This is a genomic window from Qipengyuania zhejiangensis (assembly GCF_035607565.1).
GTDB classification, from domain to species: Bacteria; Pseudomonadota; Alphaproteobacteria; order Sphingomonadales; family Sphingomonadaceae; genus Qipengyuania; species Qipengyuania zhejiangensis.
On record NZ_JAYKGO010000002.1, the window covers coordinates 1 to 19,556 of the forward strand.

The following is a 19,556-nucleotide window of genomic DNA, read 5'->3' on the forward strand; positions in this document are numbered from 1 at the left end:
CGGTTGTGACACAAACCCGATATCGGTTGGCATCATCGCTGCCACGCGTCTAAGCCGCGCGGACGATGGATGCGCGCCCCTTCCCCTGGTCCGGTTTCGTTCTGGCGCTGCTGTCCTGCGGCATCCTCGCCATCGTGGGCGTGGAGTTCATCTATGTCCTCGCGGTCCTGCTGGTCTGGGCGGGGTCGCTGTGGCTGGTCGGCTCCACTCCGCCGCCGCCCCAGCATACCAAGAACGAATCCGCCTTTTCGCGCGACCGGATGGGCGAACTGTTCGAACATTCCGAAACCCCCGTGGTCATCACCGAACGCGAACGAGTGATCATCGCGAACCTTTCCGCCCGCAAACTGCTCGGCTCCCATATTTTGGGGCAGGACGTGCGCATGGCCTTGCGCCAGCCAGAGGCGGTCCGGCTGATCGAACGCGGCGAAGATGGCAGCGCGATCGTTCGCGGACTGGCACGTCGCAACGACATCTGGCGAATCAACCGGCAGATGCTGGGCGGCGAACTTTCAATCGTGGAGTTTGTCAGCAAGACCGCCGAGGCCGACATCAGCCGGGCGCACACCGACTTTGTCGCAAACGCCAGCCACGAACTGCGCACACCGCTGGCGTCGATCATCGGCTATGTCGAAACGCTCCGCGAAGACGTCGACAACCTCGATCCAAAGATGGCCGACCGGTTCCTGGGCACGATCCAGCGCGAATCGCGGCGGTTGCAGGATCTGGTGAGCGACCTGATGTCGCTTTCCCGCATCGAGGCGGAAAAGCATGACCTTCCCGAAGACCGCATCGAATTCGGTGCCCTTGTCGAACGCGCCGCGCGCGACGGCGCCGGAAGCGATCGTGCCGGGCGAATCGATTTCGAGGCCAAGGGTCAATTCTTCGTGCGCGGCGATGCCCAGCAGCTGGAGCAACTGGTTCGCAACCTGATCGACAACGGCCTGAAATACGGTGCCGACGACCAGGTGGTTACCGTGCGCGTCCACCCCAAGGGGGAAAACCGCGTCAGATTGACCGTGACCGACAAGGGCGAAGGCATTCCGGCCGAACACATCCCCCACCTGACCCGCCGTTTCTACCGCACCGATCCGGGGCGCAGCCGCGCCTCAGGCGGCACGGGGCTAGGCCTCGCCATCGTCAAGCACATCGTGGAACGCCATCGTGGCCGGCTCGATATTGAAAGCACGCCCGGTGAAGGAACGCGCGTCACCGTGACCCTTCCGATCGAAGCGGCCGACGGAGCCGAATAGCAGGCGACCGCTTCGGTTCGTCCACAGCTTATCCACAGCGCAGCCGCGGGTAAGCAGCGCCTGTCACACAACTGTAATTTGCCCGTCATAGGGGCGTCAGCGGATCGACGTATTTCCTTAAAGGATTCCGCATGACACGTATTTTTCGCCTCTCGGTCGCGGCCGCTGCGCTCAGCTGCACCATGGCAACACCGCTGCTGGCCCAGGACGTAACCGTCACGGCTGACGAACTTGCCGCGATGCGCGCCCAGCTTTCGGCCATGAACGCCCGTATCGACCAGCTCGAAGGCGAACTGGCGACCGCAAAGGCGTCAAACGAAGCGCAGGACGCAACGATTGCCGCGCAGGCCGAAGCCGTTGCTGCCATCCCTGCCCCCACGGCATCGAAGACCTCGATCGCATTCAAGGGCGCACCCGAGATCAAGGGCGAAGGCGGCTGGAGCTTCAAGCCGCGCGGACGGTTGATGTACGATGCCGGTTTCACCAGCGTGCCCGAATCCACCGGACGCGACGACGGCTTTGGCAACGAAGTGCGCCGTGCGCGCCTTGGCGTGTCGGGCGATATCCCGGGCGGCTTCGGATACAAGTTCGAGCTCGACTTCGCAGGCAACGAAGTCGAAGCCGCCGACGCCTATCTATCGTATGCCGATGGCCCGATCGAAGTGATCGTGGGCCACCACAACAACTTCCAGTCACTGGAAGAGCTGACCAGCAGCCTTCACACGACCTTTATCGAACGTGCAGCCTTCACGGATGCCTTCGGCTTTGAACGGCGTATCGGTGCCTCGGTTTCCTATGCCAGCGGCATCGTTTCGGCACAGGGCGGCGTGTTCACGGACAACTTCGCCGATACCGGCACCAACAATCGCGGTGCCGATGCGCGGCTGGTGCTGAGCCCCAAGATGGGCGACACTCAGCTGCACTTCGGCGGTTCGCTGCATTACAACGACATGGGCGATGCAGCCGCAACCGTTCGCTACCGCCAGCGTCCGCTGGTTCACTTCACCTCCGAACGCTTCGTCAACACCGGCAACCTTGCCGCACAAAGCGAATTCGGCGTGGGTGTCGAAGCGGCGATGATTTCCGGCCCGTTCCATGCCGCTGCCGAAGGGTACTGGCAGTCGGTCAACATGCCCGGTGCGATGGAAGACCCTGGCTTCTTCGGTGGATATGCCGAAGTCGGGTATTTTCTCACCGGAGGCGATACGCGCGGGTACAAGGGCGGCAAGTTCGATCGCAGCAAGCCTGCCAATCCTGTGGGTGACGGCGGGATCGGTTCGATCCAGTTCAACCTTCGTTACGACTATCTCGATCTCAACGATGCCGGTGTCCTTGGCGGAACGCAAAACGGCTTCCTTGCATCGCTGATCTGGAAGCCGACCGATTACACCGCCTTTATGGTGAATTACGGGAAGCTGAAATACGACGATGCCGTCTATCCCACCACCACGGGCGACACCTCCTACTCTGTCGACGCGGTCGGTGTTCGCGCGCAGATCGATTTCTGATCGCGATACGGGGCGGGTGTTGGTCCGCCCCGGCATATCCGGCAAAAGACATACGCCTGTCGCAACCCTGTAACATTCCCGCGCTCTGGCGCCGCTAGCTATCAACCCAAGGGGCTAATCATGACCAAGACCAAATCCTATATCTTCGCAGCCGTGTCGGCCGTTGCTCTGTCCGCTTGCGGCGGCGCCAGTTCCGATGGCGGTTCGCGCGATTCGATCCGCGCCGTCGGCTCGTCGACCGTGTTCCCGTTCGCCAAGAATGTGGCCGAAGCGTTCGTTCGCTCCAACCCCGACTTCAAGTCGCCCATTATCGAATCGACCGGAACCGGCGGCGGCATGAAGCTGTTCTGCTCGGGCGTGGGCGCCGATACGCCGGACATGGCCAACGCCTCGCGCCGCATGAAGGCGAGCGAGTTTGCCGATTGCCAGGCCAATGGCGTTACCGACGTGATCGAAATTCAGGTCGGGCTCGACGGCATTGCCTTCGCTTCGTCGAAGGGCGGTATCAACATGAACCTGACCCCCCAGCAGGTTTACGAAGCGCTGGCCGCCAGCCCGTATGGCAAGGAACAGACTTCGAAGAACTGGTCGGACATCGACCCGTCGCTGCCGAACGAGCCCATCCTTGTCTACGGCCCGCCGTCCACTTCGGGCACGCGCGATGCGCTCAAGGAACTCGTTCTTGAAGCCGGGTGCAAGTCGAACGCCGAAATGAAGGCGCTGAAGGACAGCGACGAAGATCGCTACGACCAGCTCTGCACCGAAGTGCGTTCGGACGGCGCCTATGTCGATCAGGGCGAACAGGACAACCTGATCGTTCAGAAGATCGAAGGTAACCCCAAGGCAGTCGGCGTGTTCGGCTATTCCTACCTCGAAGAAAACGCCGACAAGGTTCAGGGCCTCAGCATGAATGGCGTGGCTCCGACCTATGAAAACATCTCGACCTTCGAGTATCCGGGCGCGCGTCCGCTGTATGTTTACGTCAAGAAAGCCCACCTCAACGCCATCCCGGGTCTGAAGGAATACCTCGCCCAGTGGACGAAGATGTGGGCAAAGGGTGGTGAACTGGCCAAGATCGGTCTTGTCGCATCGCCTGATGACGTTATGGCGGCCAACACCAAAGCCGCTATCGAGCACACAACGCTCGACGGTTCGCAGCTCAAGTAAGGTTTGAATGTAACACATGTCTCCAGCCATCCTGCTTCTCCTGGCCCTTGGCCTCGGGCTTGCCGGATGGCTGGCGGCCCGTGCTCGTGCGTGGGCGTTCCGTCGCGACAGCGCCGACGGACGCCTCGCCAGCCTCCCCAATTACCACGCCTGGTATGTGGCGCTGTGGATTGTCCTGCCGGTTCTGGCTTTCGTCGCCTTGTGGAGCGTGATTTCACCCGGCCTGATCAACCAGTCGGTCCTTGCGAGCCCGGCCGCCGCGGAACTTCCGGCCTTCGGCTTCCAGCGCCAGACGATTCTGAACGAAGCCCGCGCCGTAGCGACCGGCGCGGCGCCGGCGGTTTTCAACACTCAGGCGCAGGGGCTGATTGAACCCTATCGCGAGGCGCTTTCGCACTACAACATGATCGGCATCGTGGTGACGCTGCTGATCGCCTTTCTCGGTGGGGCATGGTCCTTCCTCCGCCTGAAGCCCGATTTTGCCGCACGAACGCGCGTGGAAAAGATGGTCATGTCCATCCTCCTCGGCGCTTCGCTGGTGGCCATCCTGACCACGATCGGCATCGTCGCCAGCCTGGTGTTCGAGACCGTTCGCTTCTTCGGCATGGTTTCGCCGCTGGACTTCCTGTTCGGAACCCATTGGGGTCCCGACCCCATGAGCAATCCCGAAAACCCCGATGGCAGCCGCTATGGCGCGATCCCGCTGTTCTGGGGCACGATCTTCATCGGCGCGATCATCGCCATGATCGTTGCGATCCCCCTTGGCCTGATGAGCGCGATCTATCTGACCCAATATGCCGCGCCGCGCCTGCGTGCCTGGGTCAAGCCGGCGCTCGAAATCCTCGCCGGTGTACCGACCGTCGTCTACGGCTATTTCGCCGCGCTGACGATTGCACCGGCGATCCGCGATCTCGCGCTGAAAATGGGGATGTCCAATCCGTCCAGCGAAAGCGCGCTTGCCGCAGGTCTGGTCATGGGCGTGATGATCATTCCGTTCGTATCGTCCATGGCTGACGACAGTATCGCCGCCGTTCCGCAATCCATGCGCGATGGCAGCCTGGCGATGGGCGCAACGACCAGCGAAACGATCCGCCGCGTCCTGGTTCCGGCGGCTCTCCCCGGTATCGTTGCAGGCATCATGCTCGCCATCAGCCGTGCGATCGGCGAAACGATGATCGTGGTGATGGCCGCGTCGACGGCCGCGAACCTTTCCGCCAATCCGCTCGAGGCGATGACCACGGTTACCGTGCAGATCGTTGCGATGCTGACCGGCGAAGGCAGCTTCGATCACCCGGCAACTCTCAGCGCCTTTGCTCTTGGCTTCGTGCTGTTCATGGTCACGCTGGGGCTGAATTTCATCGCGCTGCGCGTCGTAAAGAGGTTCCGCGAGGCTTATGACTGATCGCGTGGCCCCCACCCGTACGCCTGAATTCGAGGCTCGCCTGGCCAAGCGCTACTCCGCCGAACGGCGATTCCGCGCAATCGGCCTCGGTGCGATCCTGTTCTCGATAGCCGTGCTTCTCGTGTTGCTCGGCAACATGACTATCAACGGAATCGGCGGATTTCAGCGCGTCGAACTCGAAGTGCCGATTGACCTGTCGCAATCGGGCATCGCCGCCGACAGCGCCACCATGGCGCAGACCGACGCGGTCCAGACGCTCCAGGCCCAGGGCCTGGCCGACGTGGTGGATTATTTCGCCACCGAAGCTCTGGGCGAGGAAGCGGCCAGCGAACTTGGCGCGCAGGCGTGGCGCGATGTCGCCGCCGACATCATCGCCGATCCTTCGATCCTGAGGACCGAAGCGGTCTACTCGTTGCCGGCGTCAGCCAAGCTGGCCTCCGGATATTCCGGTGAAGGTTCTGCGGAAATGCAGGCGCTGGCCCAGCGCCTTTCCGACGAAGGCGTGCTGGTCAAGAATTTCGACCCCGCGTTTCTCAGCCGTGCGGATGCCACGAACCCGCAGCAGGTCGGGATCTGGGGGGCGCTGAAAGGGTCCATCCTGACCATGATCGTAACTCTGGCCCTGGCGTTCCCGATCGGTGTTCTGGCGGCTCTCTACCTCGAGGAATACGCCCCTAAGAACCGGTGGACCGATATCATCGAAGTGTCGATCAACAATCTTGCCGCCGTGCCATCGATCATTTTCGGGCTGCTGGGCCTTGCCGTCTTCCTCACCCTGTTCCCGAATTTGAGGTCCGCACCGCTGATCGGCGGGATGACGCTGGCCCTGATGACGATGCCCGTCATCGTGATTTCGGGACGTAACGCGATCAAGGCCGTGCCGCCCAGCATTCGTGACGGCGCGCTCGCGGTGGGTGCCTCGCCGGTGCAGGTGGTGTTCCACCATGTCCTCCCGCTTGCCCTGCCCGGCATCCTGACCGGGACCATCATCGGCATGGCCCGCGCGCTGGGTGAAACGGCCCCGCTGCTGATGATCGGCATGCGCGCATTCGTGGCGACCCCGCCTGATGGATTTACCTCTCCGGCCACCGTTCTGCCGGTCCAGATTTTCCTGTGGTCGGATGAAATTGACCGCGGTTTCGTGGAACGCACCAGCGCAGCGATTATCGTGCTATTGCTTTTCCTGCTCGTGATGAACGGGCTCGCCATCTACCTGCGAAACAAGTTTGAGAAAAAGTGGTGACCGTAGTCCATCAGAACCTTGAAACGACCGACGCCAAGATGAGCGCGCGGGACGTCTCCGTATTCTACGGGGACAAGAAGGCTATCGACGAGGTGTCGATCGACATCCCGACGAAATACGTCACCGCCTTCATCGGCCCTTCGGGCTGCGGCAAATCGACCTTCCTGCGCACGCTGAACCGGATGAACGACACGATTCCGTCAGCGCGGGTGGAAGGTGTGATCACGCTCGATGGCGACGATATCTACCGTTCCAAGATGGACGTGGTACAGCTTCGCGCCCGCGTCGGAATGGTCTTCCAGAAACCGAACCCCTTTCCCAAGTCGATTTACGACAATGTCGCTTATGGCCCCAAGATCCATGGCCTGGCGCAGGGCAAGGAAGAGCTGGACGCGGTGGTTCAAAAATCGCTCAAGCGCGCGGGCCTGTGGGAAGAAGTGAAGGATCGTCTGCAGGACAGCGGAACCGCGCTGTCGGGCGGCCAGCAGCAACGCCTGTGCATCGCGCGGGCCATCGCAGTCGATCCCGAGGTTATCCTTATGGATGAACCGTGTTCGGCACTCGACCCCATTGCGACTGCGAAAATCGAAGAGCTGATCGCCGAACTCAACGGCCGGTACGCGATCGTGATCGTAACCCACTCGATGCAGCAGGCTGCGCGCGTCAGCCAGCGCACCGCGTTCTTCCACCTCGGAAAGATGGTGGAATATGGGCGGACTTCTGACATATTCACCAATCCGCTGGAAAAGCGGACGCAAGATTACATCACAGGGCGCTACGGCTGATGCAGGAACATACCGTCAAGGCATTCGACGAGGATATCACGCGCCTCCGCGGGCTGATCGCGGAGATGGGCGGCCTGTCCGAAGCCGCAATCCACAACGCGATCGAAGCGCTCGTCAAAGGCGATGACGAGCTTTCCGACAAGGTCGTCAAGGGCGACAAGAAGATCGACGCGCTGGAAAGCGAAGTCGACAAGCTTGCCGTCCGCATCATCGCCCTGCGTGCGCCGATGGCGGATGACCTGCGCGAAGTGATCGCCGCCCTCAAGATTGCCGGCGTGGTCGAGAGGATCGGCGATTATTCGAAGAACATCGCCAAGGCGAGCAAGGAAATCGGGTCCAACCGCAAGCAGTTCGAACCGCTAACGCTGCTTCCGGCAATGGCCGAAGTCGCCAGCGAAATGGTTCACGATGTGCTCACCGCCTACGCTGCGCGCGATGCGGAACTGGCCCGCGAAGTGATCGCTGCGGACGAGAAGGTCGATGCCTTCTACAATTCGATCTTCCGCAACCTTGTCAGCCACATGGTCGAAAATCCGTCGACCATCTCGAGCGCGGCGCAGCTGCTGTTCGTCGCTCGCAATCTCGAGCGCATAGGCGACCATGCGACGAATGTTGCTGAAATGGTTCATTTTGCCGCGACAGGCCTTTATCCGCCTGACGAAGACGGCTGACACAAAACCGTAGCAAGAAGGTCATATTGAGATGCCGTCCGAGATAAGATTATCGCAGGAAGGCAAGAATTTGAACGCGGCCAAATTGCTTCTGGTAGAGGACGATCCCGCCCTCTCGGAGCTTCTGGAATATCGTTTCAGCAACGAAGGCTACCAGGTTCGCGCCACAGCGGACGGGGACGAGGCCCTGTTGCTTGCAGCGGAAGAAACGCCCGACCTCGTCATTCTCGACTGGATGATCGAGGGGACCAGCGGCATCGAAGTCTGTCGGCGTCTGCGCCGCGACAAGGAAACCGCGCACGTCCCCATCATCATGCTGACCGCACGCGAAGCGGAGGATGACCGGGTTCGCGGACTGGATACGGGCGCGGACGATTATCTGACCAAGCCGTTTTCTCCGCGTGAATTGCTGGCACGCGTCGCGGCGGTCATGCGGCGTATCCGCCCGGTACTCGCCGGCGAAACTATCGAAGTCGGCGATATCGCCCTCGATCCCGTGGCGCACAAGGTCACACGGCGCGGACAAACCCTGCAACTCGGACCGACCGAATACCGCCTGCTCAAGTTCTTCATGGAAAGCCCGGGCCGCGTGTTCAGCCGCGGGCAGTTGCTCGACGGGGTTTGGGGCACAGAAAGCGATATCGAGTTGCGCACGGTCGACGTACATATCCGCCGACTTCGCAAGGCTATCGAGCTGGAAGGGCTGAAGGATCCGGTTCGCACCGTTCGCAGCGCTGGCTATTCGCTCGAACCCTGAACGAAGGGCAAACAGCCCACGATCACCGGCAGACGCTGCGCCAACCCGGATTCATGTCGAGGTGCAGATGGTCGCGATGGGCAGCGTTGTAGTCCGGGCTCAACACCGTGGCGAAGCTTCGGCAGGCACCGTCGCGCACTTCGCGTAGAAAACGCGCCTTGGGCCCGTCACCTTCCCAGTCCCTTAGAACATCGATCCGGGTTCCGTCTGCTAGCGTAAAACCTGCAATGTCGATTGCATTTGCGGTTGCGTGTTCGCTCCACGGGCCATCATCGTTGCCATAAAGGCGGCGGCAGGAATAAGCGCCAAGATGCTGGATAGTTTCGATTTTGCTTGAGAAGATTCTTTCGGCAACAGGGCCGACCACATCGCGCTCCCACAAGACCAACCCGATCGCGGCGGGACAGGTCACCGGCGGCGTAGCGGGGTCGAGGGGGTAAGAGCCGAGCAGTGTGCGGTCGGTACGCGCGCATGCGCCTTCGCCCGCTGGTTCAAGCGCGCGGAACGCCACCTCGCTGCGGCTGAGAACCGCGCGACATGTTTGCGGATCGTCCCTCAACGCGATCAGCTTTGCGGTCGTTGCCATGCCATGTGGATCACGCAGGTCCAGCGGTGCCCAGGGATTGTGCTGCGGATTTTCTTCAAGCCAGGCCCGCCCGGCCAGCGCGATAGCAGCCAGGACCAGCAGCAGGACCACCCTGCGGTCGATGCGGAAGGGCCCGACCCATCGGGAAATAGGCTTGGTCACACGCCAGTCCGCAAAAGATCGACCAGAATGGCCGCGGCAATCGCCAGGAAAGCCAGGCCGATTCCCCGGTCAACCCACCGCCGCGTGGCTGCGCGTTCCATCGCGCTGGCCAGTCGGCGGCCCGCCCCGATGTACAGCCAACCCACCGCAAGATCGAGGACGAGTGCCACGATGGCGAGCACCACGATCTGGCCGCCGACCGATTGCGCCGGATCGACAAAAGGTGGTATTATTGCAACGACATAGAGCAGGGACTTGGGATTTCCGATGGCGACTATCGCGCCATCGCGGAACGCGTTGTCAGACGGTGCCTGCGCGGGCGCCTCGCTGTCCTCGCCCGCGTGGAAGGAGTGGCGAATGGCCTTGATCCCCAGCCAGGCAAGATAGGCGATACCCGCAAGCGCAAGCAGCCGGAAGGCGAGCGGGTAAGTCCGCGCCAGGGTGCCCAGGCCGAGTGCCGCGAGCAGCCACCACACGCAGTATCCGATCTGCATTCCCAGCAACGCAGCCCAGCCCGACCGCGCGCCCCGCCAGATCGCCTGCCCCATGACGAACAGCATCGATGGGCCGGGCACGATGCTCGTGGTGGCGGTCACCAGCATGAAGGCGGCAAGCTTTTCGGCATCGATCATGAAGGCCCCCTAATGGAAGTCCCGGCTTGGGGGAACGATTCGAACATTACGCGGGTGCCCGCCCGATGCCGGATCGTGCCACCCGCATTCGCTATTGCCCGCTGGCGGTTCCTGCCACGGCTCCACCGGTTGGTAGGGATCGTCCGCCCCGTGCTTGAGATTGTCGCGCGGATTGAATTTGTCCGGCAACGGTGAACTGACATGATCGGCCCGTGCGACAGGCGCGTTGAGCATATCGTCCGAGAGGCGATAGAGCTGGTCCGTTGCGTCAGTCATGTGCTGCGCGATGACGTGGATCACTTCGTCGTCGTATTCCACGCGCCCGCGCACTTCCATCAACCGGCTTCCCATCACCACGCGGCGCTGCCTGTCCTTCAGGTCAGGCCACACCACAAGGTTGATGACGCCCGTCTCGTCCTCCAGCGTGATGAAGCACACACCCTTGGCCGATCCGGGCCTTTGGCGGATCAGCACAACGCCTGCGACATGAACCATGCTGCGAAACTTGCGCTCGCGCAGGTCACAGGCGCGCACGAAGCCGCGTTCGGCAAGGCTGGCGCGCAGGAACGCCAGCGGGTGGGCCTTAAGGCTGAGGCGCGTGGTCTGGTAATCGGCGACGACTTCCTCGCTGAGCGGCATTTGCGGCAACTGCGTGCGCGACGTCTCGGCACCTTCGTCGCGCGCCTGCGCGGCAGCAAACAACGGCAGGTCCGCCCCACCGATCAGGCTGCGCGCATCCCACAGCGCCTGGCGTCGCGACAGCTGCATCGAACCGAAGCAGTCGGCGTTGGCAAGCCGCTCGATATGCGCAGGTCCGATGCGGGCACGATCCCTCAGCGCCGTGACGTCAGCATAGGCGCCATGCTCCTCACGTTCGGCAATCAGCCGTGCCGCCACGGCTTCCGGCAGGCCGTCGATCTGCCGCAGGCCCAGCCTGAGCGCGACGATCCCGCCGCTATCGTGCCGTGATGCCCCGGCGGCACCCGCCCCTTCCAGCGTGCAATCCCATTGGGACAGATTGACGTCAGCAGGCAGCACCGTGACGCCATGCTCGCGCACATCGCGCACGATCTGGGCCGGCGCATAGAAACCCATGGGCTGGGAATTCAGCAGCGCGCAGCCGAAAGCCGCCGGAAAATGGCATTTCATCCAGCTGCTTACATAGACCAGATGCGCAAAACTGGCCGCGTGGCTTTCCGGGAAACCGTATTCGCCGAACCCGCGGATCTGGTTGAAGCAGCGCTGGGCGAAGTCGCGGTCGTACCCGCGATCCACCATCCGTTCGACCATCATGTCCTGCAATTCGTCCACCATGCCGCGACTGCGGAAGGTCGCCATCGCCTTGCGTAGCCGGTTGGCTTCCAGCGACGAAAATTTCGCCGCGTCGAGCGCAATCTTCATGGCTTGTTCCTGAAAGATCGGGACACCGAGCGTGCGCTCGAGGATGCTGGACAGTTCGTCAGGCGGGCCGTGTTCGGGCGACGGTGCAGGAATGACCACCTGTTCCGCCCCGCGGCGGCGTTTGAGATAGGGGTGGACCATATCCCCCTGAATCGGGCCGGGGCGCACGATGGCGACCTGGATGACCAGATCATAGAATTCACGCGGCCGGAGCCGCGGAAGCATGTTCATCTGCGCGCGGCTTTCGACCTGGAACACGCCGAGCGAATCCCCCTTGCGCAACATGGCATAGGTTTCCGGATCTTCCCGCGGAACACTGGCCAGGGTCAGCGTACGACCGTGGTGCTCGTCGAGCAGGTCGAGGCACTTGCGGATGCAGGTCAGCATTCCCAGCGCCAGCACATCGACCTTGAGGATGCCAAGCGCCTCGATATCGTCCTTGTCCCATTCGATGAAACTGCGTTCGGGCATGGCGCCATTCCCGATCGGCACCGTTTCGCTCAACGCGCTTTGCGTGAGAATAAATCCGCCAACGTGTTGGGACAAATGGCGCGGCATACCAATCATTTGTTCGGTGAGTTTCAACACGCGTTTAAGATGTGGATCGGTTACATCCATCCCCGTTTCCGCAGCGTGTTTCTCGCTGATTTCGCGGCCCCACCCACCCCACACGGTTTTTGCGAGGGCAGCGGTAACATCTTCGGTGAGCCCCATTGCCTTGCCCACCTCGCGGATTGCCATTCGGGGCCGGTAATGGATCACGGTGGCGCACAGACCGGCCCGATGGCGGCTATACTTGCCGTAGATATACTGGATCACCTCCTCGCGCCGCTCATGCTCGAAATCGACATCGATATCGGGCGGCTCCTTGCGTTCTTCCGAAATGAAGCGGTCGAACAACAGGGCGTGTTTGGCCGGGTCGACAGACGTGATGCCAAGACAATAACAGACGGCTGAATTGGCCGCGCTGCCCCGCCCCTGGCACAGGATCGGCGGATCGACACCGCGAGCGTAATCGACGATATCCTTGATGGTCAGGAAATAGCGCGCAAGGTCCAGCTTGGCGATCAGCGCCAGTTCGCGATGCAGCGTCTGCCGGACACTGTCTGGCAGGCCGCTGGGGTAACGCCAGTTCGCCCCTTTCCAGGTTTCGCTTTCGAGGTGCTGCTGCGGCCCCTGCCCATCAGGATAGATTTCCTCGGGATATTCGTAGGCCAGTTCATCGAGGCTGAAATCGCAGGCGTCGGCTACATCGCGCGTGGCCGCGATCGCATGGGGCCAGCGATCGAACAGGCGCACCATCGTTGCGGGCGGTTTCAGATATCGTTCGGCGTTGCCGTGCAGCAAATGTCCGGCCCGCGCGACGGTGGTCTTGTGGCGAATGGCGGTCATCACGTCCTGCAACGGCCTCCGGTCGGGCGTGTGGTAATGCACATCGTTGGTGGCAAGGATGCCGAGGCCGTTTTCGCGGGCCAGCGCGTCCAGCGCCTCGATGCGCGCGATATCGTCACCGGCGTAAAGATAGGCCGCCGCGATATGCCGCAAGCCGGGCAGGCCCGCCGCAAGGTGCCGCACGGCATCTGCGAAAGGCACGGACAGATGCGCCTGCACCCGCTCGCCCCCCAGGCCGACGACATTGCTGGCCCAGGCGGGCACAGTGAATTGCCGCGCCAGATCGCGCGGCGGCAGCACGATCAACTGCACAGCTTCGCATTCTTCGGCCAGCATGCGCAGGCTGATGTGGCATTCGCCCTTTGCCTGCCATTCGCCATCCAGCGTAGACATCCGCCCGGCCGATATCAGGCGGCACAAGCGCCCATAGGCCGCGCGATTGCGGGGATAGGCGAGAAAGCACAGCCCTTCGACCGTTTCTATCCTGCACCCTATAAGCGGCTTTATCTTAAGTGTTTTCGATTCCGTATGGATACGGACCACACCGGCCATTGTGTTGGCATCGGCAATCCCGATCGCATCGTATCCATGGCTGCGCGCGGCAAGCACCAGGTCCACCGCATCCGATGCCCCGCGCAAAAAGCTGAAGCAGGAAACCATGCCCAGTTCCACGAACGCCGCGCGCGCGGGCGGATCGATCAGGTCGGGATCGAGCTCGATCCGCCGCTTGGGTATCTGAAGGTCGTTCTCGGGCATTTCACGCCGCCAGTTCCCTCAGCCGTTCCCTCACCACAGCAAGGTCGGCGTCGAACAGCCGCGCTTGCTGTTCGCGTGCAGCCCCATCAAGTCGCAAGAGATAGGACGGATGCGCGGTGACCCACAGCTCGCTTCCGTCGTCCAGCGGAATCGGGCTGCCGCGGACCTTGGAAATGCTCACCGTCCGGCCCAGAATACCGCGTGCGGCACTGGCGCCCATGGCCAGAACCAGCTTCGGCTTCACGATCGCGCGCTCGGCTTCGATCCACCAGCGGCAGGTGTCGATTTCCCTCGCCTGCGGGTTCTGGTGCAACCGCCGCTTGCCGCGTTGCACATATTTGAAATGCTTCACCGTATTGGTGACATAGGCGCGCCGGCGCTCGATCCCGGCATTTTCCAGATGCACGTCGAGCAGCTGGCCGGCAGGCCCGACAAACGGGCGTCCGGCCAGATCTTCCTGGTCGCCCGGCTGTTCGCCCACGATCATCAGGGCTGCGTCCTGCGGACCTTCCCCCATTACCGCATGGTTATCGAGCGCGCCGATCGGGCATTTGCGGCAGGCGTGGATAGCCCTGTCGATGCCGTCCAGCGTATCGGGTCGATCCTCGAACTCGAGCGAACCTTCCTCGACCATCGTCGCCTCGCGCCCCTGCGCGCCCGCAATCAGGCCCGGGATAAGCGCGGCTTCGGGCATGTTTTTCCAGTATTTCCTGGGCATTTCCTTCAGCATGGCGCCGACCTTCAATCGCGCGGGATTGAATATCGACGCGTAATAAGTGCGCCACAGATCCTCCATCGGATCGCCGTGCGGTGCATCGGAAACCTGCGCCGGGGGGCCTTCGGACATGGTTTCCCCATCCCAGTGCAAGCACCCGCCAGGGGTCAGGATGGACCAGCGCATATTGGCGAAGCGGCGCATGAAAAAGCCGGCGTTCGCACGCAGGATGTGATGTTCGGGCTCGAACCAGGCGACATAATGGTCGCCGACTTCCTCGTCCTCGCTCTCGACCAGGCGGAAGCGCACGAAAGCGTGCATCTTGTGACTGTCGCGGCGCACGTTCCTGGCCAGTTCTTCCACCCGGCGCACATCGGGATCGGCCTTGTCCTCCATCATTCGCGGATTGGCCTGCAAGCGCCACAAAAGGCGATAGAGCAGCGCAAAGCGTTCGCTATCCGAATGCAGGATGGCGTTCTTCGCAAGGCTGACGAAACGCCAGTTGGCCCGGACGGGGCGCGCATCGGCTGGCGGCACAGGCATACGCCGCTCTCCATGCGCGAACAGGTCACCGCTGCCACCCGGCTCCACCCAGGCGACACGATCGGGGGGCACTTCGCATTGAACCAGCGCCCGCGCACGTTCGCGCCAGAAATCGAAATCGTCCGGTTCGGGCAAGTGCGCCACGTAATAAGCGCCGAGCTTCACATGCTGGAGCGCGGTCATGACCCGAACAGCTCCAGCTGCTCGGTCCTGGGCGCGAGCAAGGTGCGAAGATCGGCGCGATCGGTCAGCATCACGGGGCGCCAGTCCACCGTGCAGATGAAGGGGCGCACCTTGGTGATCGACAGGGTCAGCCTGGCCACATCGTCAAGCCGCAGCGTGCGATGGCGACGGCTGGCCAGTATCTTGCCGACGGCCTTCACGCCAAGGCCGGGCACACGCAGCAATTGTTCCTTCGTGGCGCGGTTCACATCGAGCGGGAAGTGTTCGCGGAACTTGAGCGCCCAGGCCAGCTTGGGATCGATATCGAGCGGCAGGTTGCCGTCCGCTTCGGTCGCCTGCATCACCTCGGCCGGTTTGTAACCATAGAAGCGCATCAGCCAGTCGGACTGGTACAAGCGGTGCTCGCGGATGAGCGGCGGACGCTTGAGCGGCAGCACGGCGCTGGCATCGGGAATGGGCGAAAACGCGCTGTAATAGACCCGGCGCAGGCGGAAATTGTCATACAACCGGCTCGCCTTGCCCACGATATCGGCATCGGTCGCCGCGTCCGCGCCAACGATCATCTGTGTTGACTGCCCGGCCGGGGCAAAGCGCGGCGCGTGACGGAAACGCTTTCGCGCATCCTTCGCTTCGACCAGATCGGCCTTCACCTTGCCCATGGCGCCTTCGATCTGGCGCGCATCCTTGTCCGGCGCGAGACGGGTCAACCCGGCGTCGGTGGGCAGTTCGACATTGATGGAAACGCGGTCGGCATAAAGCCCCGCCTGATGGACAATCTCGGCATCCGCTTCGGGGATGGTCTTGAGGTGGATATAGCCCCGAAAATCGTTTTCTTCCCGAAGGATGCGCGCGACTTCGACCAATTGTTCCATCGTGTGGTTCGAGTTTTTCACGATGCCCGAGGACAGGAACAATCCCTCGATATAATTGCGACGATAGAAATTGAGCGTGAGGTCGACCACCTCCTGCGGCGTAAAGCGCGCCCGCGCCACGTTCGAGCTCTTGCGGTTGACGCAGTAATGGCAGTCGAACACGCAGTGGTTGGTCAGCAGTATCTTGAGCAGGGAGATACAACGCCCGTCGGGTGCGTAGGCATGGCATATCCCCATCCCCTCCGTCGAACCCAGGCCCTTGCCGCCTACCGAATTGCGTTTAGCCGTCCCGGAAGAGGCGCACGAAGCATCGTATTTTGCCGCATCGGCAAGGATTCCCAGCTTTTGAAGGATGGTGTGCGATGTCATTTGTTCCTTATATGTTCCTTTCCCGAATTCACCAATATCAAAAGGTGTGTTTTTCGAGGGCTGCATGAAATCAATGCAGTGAAAGAGGGAACGCTCACCTCTCTCAGGCCAGGAAATAGCAGGTCGCTTTCCGTCCCTTCCGAGCGCGCGATCAGGGCGGCCATACCGCCGGTGCGGCGCGCGGCCGCATGGCTAGCGGGCCCCAATGGTTAAAAGCTGGTCACCTTGCTCGTCAGACGGGTCTTAACCGTTCTTGCGGCACTGATCCGGTAACGGGGGAACAAGGGTGGCTTTTCTTCATAGCAACGCAGTCGCAAGCCACGCCGAACGCCGCTCGGTCCGGCGTTACGCGGTGGATTGCCCGGCAACGCTCAGGATGCCCGGGGGCGATCGCCCAGGCCGGTTGAGCGACCTTTCCGAAGCCGGGGCGCGGTTTGAATCCCAAGTGTCACCCGTAGAGGGGGCATCGGTCTTGCTGGTGTGGGCCGACCAGGAGCATTTCTGCAAGGCCGTATGGGTGAAGGGCCACAGCTGCGGATTGGTGTTCGAAAGGCCGATCCCGCTGAGCGTGGTCGAACACACCGTCGAATACGTCGATGTGCAATCGGGGCCAGTCGCCAATTTCGGCAACATCCCGCTTGGTCAGAAGCGTTCGCGGCGGGCGGCGTTGATACCCTCGGCAGACTAGGCGCACAGCCCCTGCAAATACCAGTCCGGCGCCCCGCCGCGCCCGTCACCTATGATACCCAGGCGATAAATCCAGTAACGCCGGCCACTGCCATCCTCGATCCGGTAGTAATCGCGCAGGCGGGCGCTGCCCCGTTCGCGCCACCATTCCGGCGCGATGCGTTCCGGCCCTTCGACACGGGCAACTTCATGCACCCGGCCCCGCCAGCGGAAGCGTTGGGGATAGCCATCGGGCGTGGCATAAAGCACCGCGATCTTTTCAGCCTTATCGAGAATTTTCAATGGCCTGGAATGGAAAGCCAATTCCCCTTGTGAAGCGGGTTCAGGGGCAAGCGGCTGTTGCCAGCGCTGCGCCCGTTCGGGAATATGGCTGGCGAAAGGAACCGGCCGGCTGACAGCATCCGGCCCAAGCCGGACCGTCAGGCGATCGATACAGGCGGCAAGGCTGGTGCCGTGGTTTTCGGCCGCCGCCTCGATATCATTCTGTTCCAGCGCGAGCGGTTCGGCCCAGCTGGCACGAAGGCGGAGCATCTCGATCCCGAAGCCGGCATCGATATCATCGAGGCGGGCGGAAAACAGCCGGCAGATATGCGCCGGATCGCGTGTGGCGGCGGCCAGTTCGAGGCGGCGTATCACCACTTCCCCATCCACGCGCCACATGCCCAGTTCAAGCCGCCTGGCGCCCTTGCCCCTGCCTTCCAGGTCACGCGCCATGTCCCGGGCCAGATCGCCCACCACCTGGTCGAGCAGCTGGCGATGGCGGATCGGTTCCATCAGGCGGCGCTGGACAAGCGGCATGGCCTGCGGGACCACCGGCAACAGCGGTTCCGGCACACGCCCCAGCAACTGGTCCATGCGGATCAGCGGGTTGGCGGCCGGCGATTTGCGGTTGCGGAACCGGCGCTGGATCGCATCGCGGCCGATAGTGGATATCTCGCCGAGCCGCTTGAGCCCCAGATGGCGCAACACGATTACCACGTCGTCGTCCAACCGCAGCGCCGCAACGGGCAACCCGCCCAGCGCCCGCTCGACATCGCCGGTGACGATCGCCCCTTCCGGTCCGTAATGCGCCAAAGCCCAGGCCGCCCCTGCCGTGGGCGCGATGGCGGTGCGTATGGCCAGTTGGCGGGCGGCAAAAGCCGTACGGACATCGGCCAGCAATTTTGCCTCGCCGCCGAACAGGTGCGGTACGCTCGTGATATCGACCAGCAGGCCGTCGGGCGGGTCCAGCGCAGCCCATGGGCCCCAGCGTTGTGCCCAGATCGCCAGCTTTTCCAGAAAACCCAGATCGCCTGCCGGATCCGAAGGGGCAGTGGCAATGTCGGGGCACAGCGTACGCGCATCGGCAAGCATCATCCCGCGCCGTGCGCCCGCCGCCGTGCCTGCGCGATTTACCGCCTCGATACGGGGACCATGGGCGGTATCGGCAATCAGGACCAGCGGCCCAGCGTCAAGCGCCCTGCCCGCCGCGCCCATTTCAAGCCGCCAACGGTCTATCGCGTAATCAGGCAGCCAGATTGCAAGGATACGGCGGCCACCTGGCCCCGCCGGCCCTTCGTTGTTGGTCATGCCCGCCGGGGCGCGTACCGATGCTGCAGCCCCGCCGTCCAGTTCGCCACCACACGGTCCGCTTCTTCGCGGGCCGTCGACGCGGCAAGCCGCCCCTGATCTTCGGTCAGTATCCATGTGCCGGGCGCATGTCCGCGGGCGCGGAACAGTTCCGCACGCCAGACGGGATCACCCGGTGCCTGCGGATTCCAGCGCCGCGCAGACGATGGGGCCGCGGCAATTTCCCAGCGCATCCGGGCTGAAGACAGGTCATGGCGGGCATCGATGCGGACCAGGAACAGCGGCACGCCGTGCCTGTCCGCTGCCAGTGTCAGACGCCGCGAGGCGGTGAAATCCAGCGCCCGGGGGTTGCCCGCAATTTCGCCCATGACGAAGGCGAATTCGCGGCAGCGCACGCCTTCTTCCAGCGCGAACAACGCGTCCTCTGCCTTTTCGGCCAGCACGTGAATGACACGCGCCTGCATGTCCTCGGGCAGGCCGGCACGGCACGGCCGCCCGCAAAGCCGCACCGCATCGCGGGTCTGCACCCACAGCACGGCCCGCCGGTCTTCCGCATCCTGCCCGTCACCGCGCGGCGTGTTGCGCCAATCATCCAGCGCCAGCGCCAGCGCCACTGCTGCGCCCGATCCTTCGCGAGAGGATGCGAAAATTTCACTGTGCAGCGCGGGCCCTGCTTGCGCCGCAAGCCCCGGATGCCAGCGCGCGCTGCGCCGCGCAGAAAGCGTGGCAACATCTTCAAGGGCCGCAATCGGCAGGAGGGAGGGATCGGCATGGGGCATGGGAACAAGACTCGTTTGTTCCTTCTATGTTCCATATTCCGGCGATTCGCAATTCATCCGTCCCCGGCCCCGCCCCGGCGCAGCCAGCGGAACATCCGGCCCGGCCCAAGCATTTGTCAGTTAA

16 protein-coding genes are annotated in these 19,556 nt (G+C 62.7%); 9 read left to right on the top strand and 7 right to left on the bottom strand.

The annotated features are described in order from the left end of the window. The first annotated feature begins 65 nt into the window (after positions 1-65). The 8 genes from VR863_RS06055 (at position 66) to phoB (ending at position 8,786) form a co-directional block, all read left to right on the top strand. Positions 66-1,253 carry an ATP-binding protein gene (locus VR863_RS06055; protein WP_324827577.1) on the top strand — a complete coding sequence of 396 codons (1,188 nt, stop codon included), beginning with the start codon at positions 66-68 and terminating at the stop codon, positions 1,251-1,253. A 131-nt stretch (positions 1,254-1,384) separates the two neighbouring features. After that, entirely contained in the window at positions 1,385-2,761 is a 1,377-nt protein-coding gene (locus VR863_RS06060; RefSeq protein ID WP_324827578.1) for an OprO/OprP family phosphate-selective porin, read from the top strand. A gap of 120 nt (positions 2,762-2,881) precedes the next feature. Then, positions 2,882-3,928: a substrate-binding domain-containing protein gene (locus VR863_RS06065; protein ID WP_324827579.1), complete on the top strand. Its 1,047-nt coding sequence runs from the start codon at positions 2,882-2,884 to the stop codon at positions 3,926-3,928. Positions 3,929-3,944: 16 nt separating this feature from the next. Then, entirely contained in the window at positions 3,945-5,330 is a 1,386-nt protein-coding gene (gene pstC / locus VR863_RS06070; protein ID WP_324827580.1) for a phosphate ABC transporter permease subunit PstC, read from the top strand. Beyond that, complete coding sequence (gene pstA / locus VR863_RS06075; RefSeq protein ID WP_324827581.1) at positions 5,323-6,573, top strand: phosphate ABC transporter permease PstA; 1,251 nt, start codon at positions 5,323-5,325, stop codon at positions 6,571-6,573. The genes pstC and pstA overlap by 8 nt, the downstream gene beginning before the upstream one ends. Positions 6,574-6,611: 38 nt before the next feature. Next, the gene (gene pstB, locus VR863_RS06080; RefSeq protein WP_324827861.1) at positions 6,612-7,358 is read left to right on the top strand and encodes a phosphate ABC transporter ATP-binding protein PstB; all 747 of its coding nucleotides are present in this window, start codon (positions 6,612-6,614) and stop codon (positions 7,356-7,358) included. Beyond that, positions 7,358-8,029 (top strand): phosphate signaling complex protein PhoU, encoded by a 672-nt coding sequence (gene phoU / locus VR863_RS06085; protein WP_324827582.1) that lies wholly within the window; start codon positions 7,358-7,360, stop codon positions 8,027-8,029. The genes pstB and phoU overlap by 1 nt, the downstream gene beginning before the upstream one ends. A gap of 70 nt (positions 8,030-8,099) precedes the next feature. Further along, entirely contained in the window at positions 8,100-8,786 is a 687-nt protein-coding gene (gene phoB, locus VR863_RS06090) for a phosphate regulon transcriptional regulator PhoB (protein ID WP_324827583.1), read from the top strand. A 22-nt stretch (positions 8,787-8,808) separates the two neighbouring features. Here phoB and VR863_RS06095 read toward each other — a convergent pair whose 3' ends face one another. The 5 genes from VR863_RS06095 to VR863_RS06115 are packed head-to-tail and all read right to left on the bottom strand — an operon-like array spanning position 8,809 to position 16,397. Further along, complete coding sequence (locus VR863_RS06095; RefSeq protein ID WP_324827584.1) at positions 8,809-9,534, bottom strand: extensin-like domain-containing protein; 726 nt, start codon at positions 9,532-9,534, stop codon at positions 8,809-8,811. Next, entirely contained in the window at positions 9,531-10,166 is a 636-nt protein-coding gene (locus tag VR863_RS06100; protein ID WP_324827585.1) for a LysE family translocator, read from the bottom strand. Before VR863_RS06100 ends, VR863_RS06095 begins: the two co-directional genes overlap by 4 nt. A gap of 9 nt (positions 10,167-10,175) precedes the next feature. Further along, positions 10,176-13,715 (bottom strand): error-prone DNA polymerase, encoded by a 3,540-nt coding sequence (locus VR863_RS06105; protein ID WP_324827586.1) that lies wholly within the window; start codon positions 13,713-13,715, stop codon positions 10,176-10,178. Position 13,716: 1 nt separating this feature from the next. Continuing rightward, positions 13,717-15,156, bottom strand: coding sequence for a UdgX family uracil-DNA binding protein (locus tag VR863_RS06110; RefSeq protein ID WP_324827587.1), 1,440 nt, complete (start codon positions 15,154-15,156; stop codon positions 13,717-13,719). Continuing rightward, positions 15,153-16,397: a putative DNA modification/repair radical SAM protein gene (locus VR863_RS06115; RefSeq protein ID WP_324827588.1), complete on the bottom strand. Its 1,245-nt coding sequence runs from the start codon at positions 16,395-16,397 to the stop codon at positions 15,153-15,155. Before VR863_RS06115 ends, VR863_RS06110 begins: the two co-directional genes overlap by 4 nt. A gap of 286 nt (positions 16,398-16,683) precedes the next feature. On the opposite strand from VR863_RS06115, the gene VR863_RS06120 reads away from it, so the two are divergent. Then, a complete protein-coding gene (locus VR863_RS06120; protein ID WP_324827589.1) occupies positions 16,684-17,085 on the top strand; it encodes a PilZ domain-containing protein in 402 nt (133 codons plus the stop codon). Here VR863_RS06120 and VR863_RS06125 read toward each other — a convergent pair. Together VR863_RS06125 and VR863_RS06130 are read right to left on the bottom strand one after the other, a co-directional pair. Further along, complete coding sequence (locus VR863_RS06125) at positions 17,082-18,653, bottom strand: DUF6504 family protein (RefSeq protein WP_324827590.1); 1,572 nt, start codon at positions 18,651-18,653, stop codon at positions 17,082-17,084. The genes VR863_RS06120 and VR863_RS06125 overlap by 4 nt on opposite strands. Then, positions 18,650-19,432, bottom strand: coding sequence for a hypothetical protein (locus VR863_RS06130; RefSeq protein WP_324827591.1), 783 nt, complete (start codon positions 19,430-19,432; stop codon positions 18,650-18,652). Before VR863_RS06130 ends, VR863_RS06125 begins: the two co-directional genes overlap by 4 nt. Between the last annotated feature and the right edge of the window lie 124 nt (positions 19,433-19,556).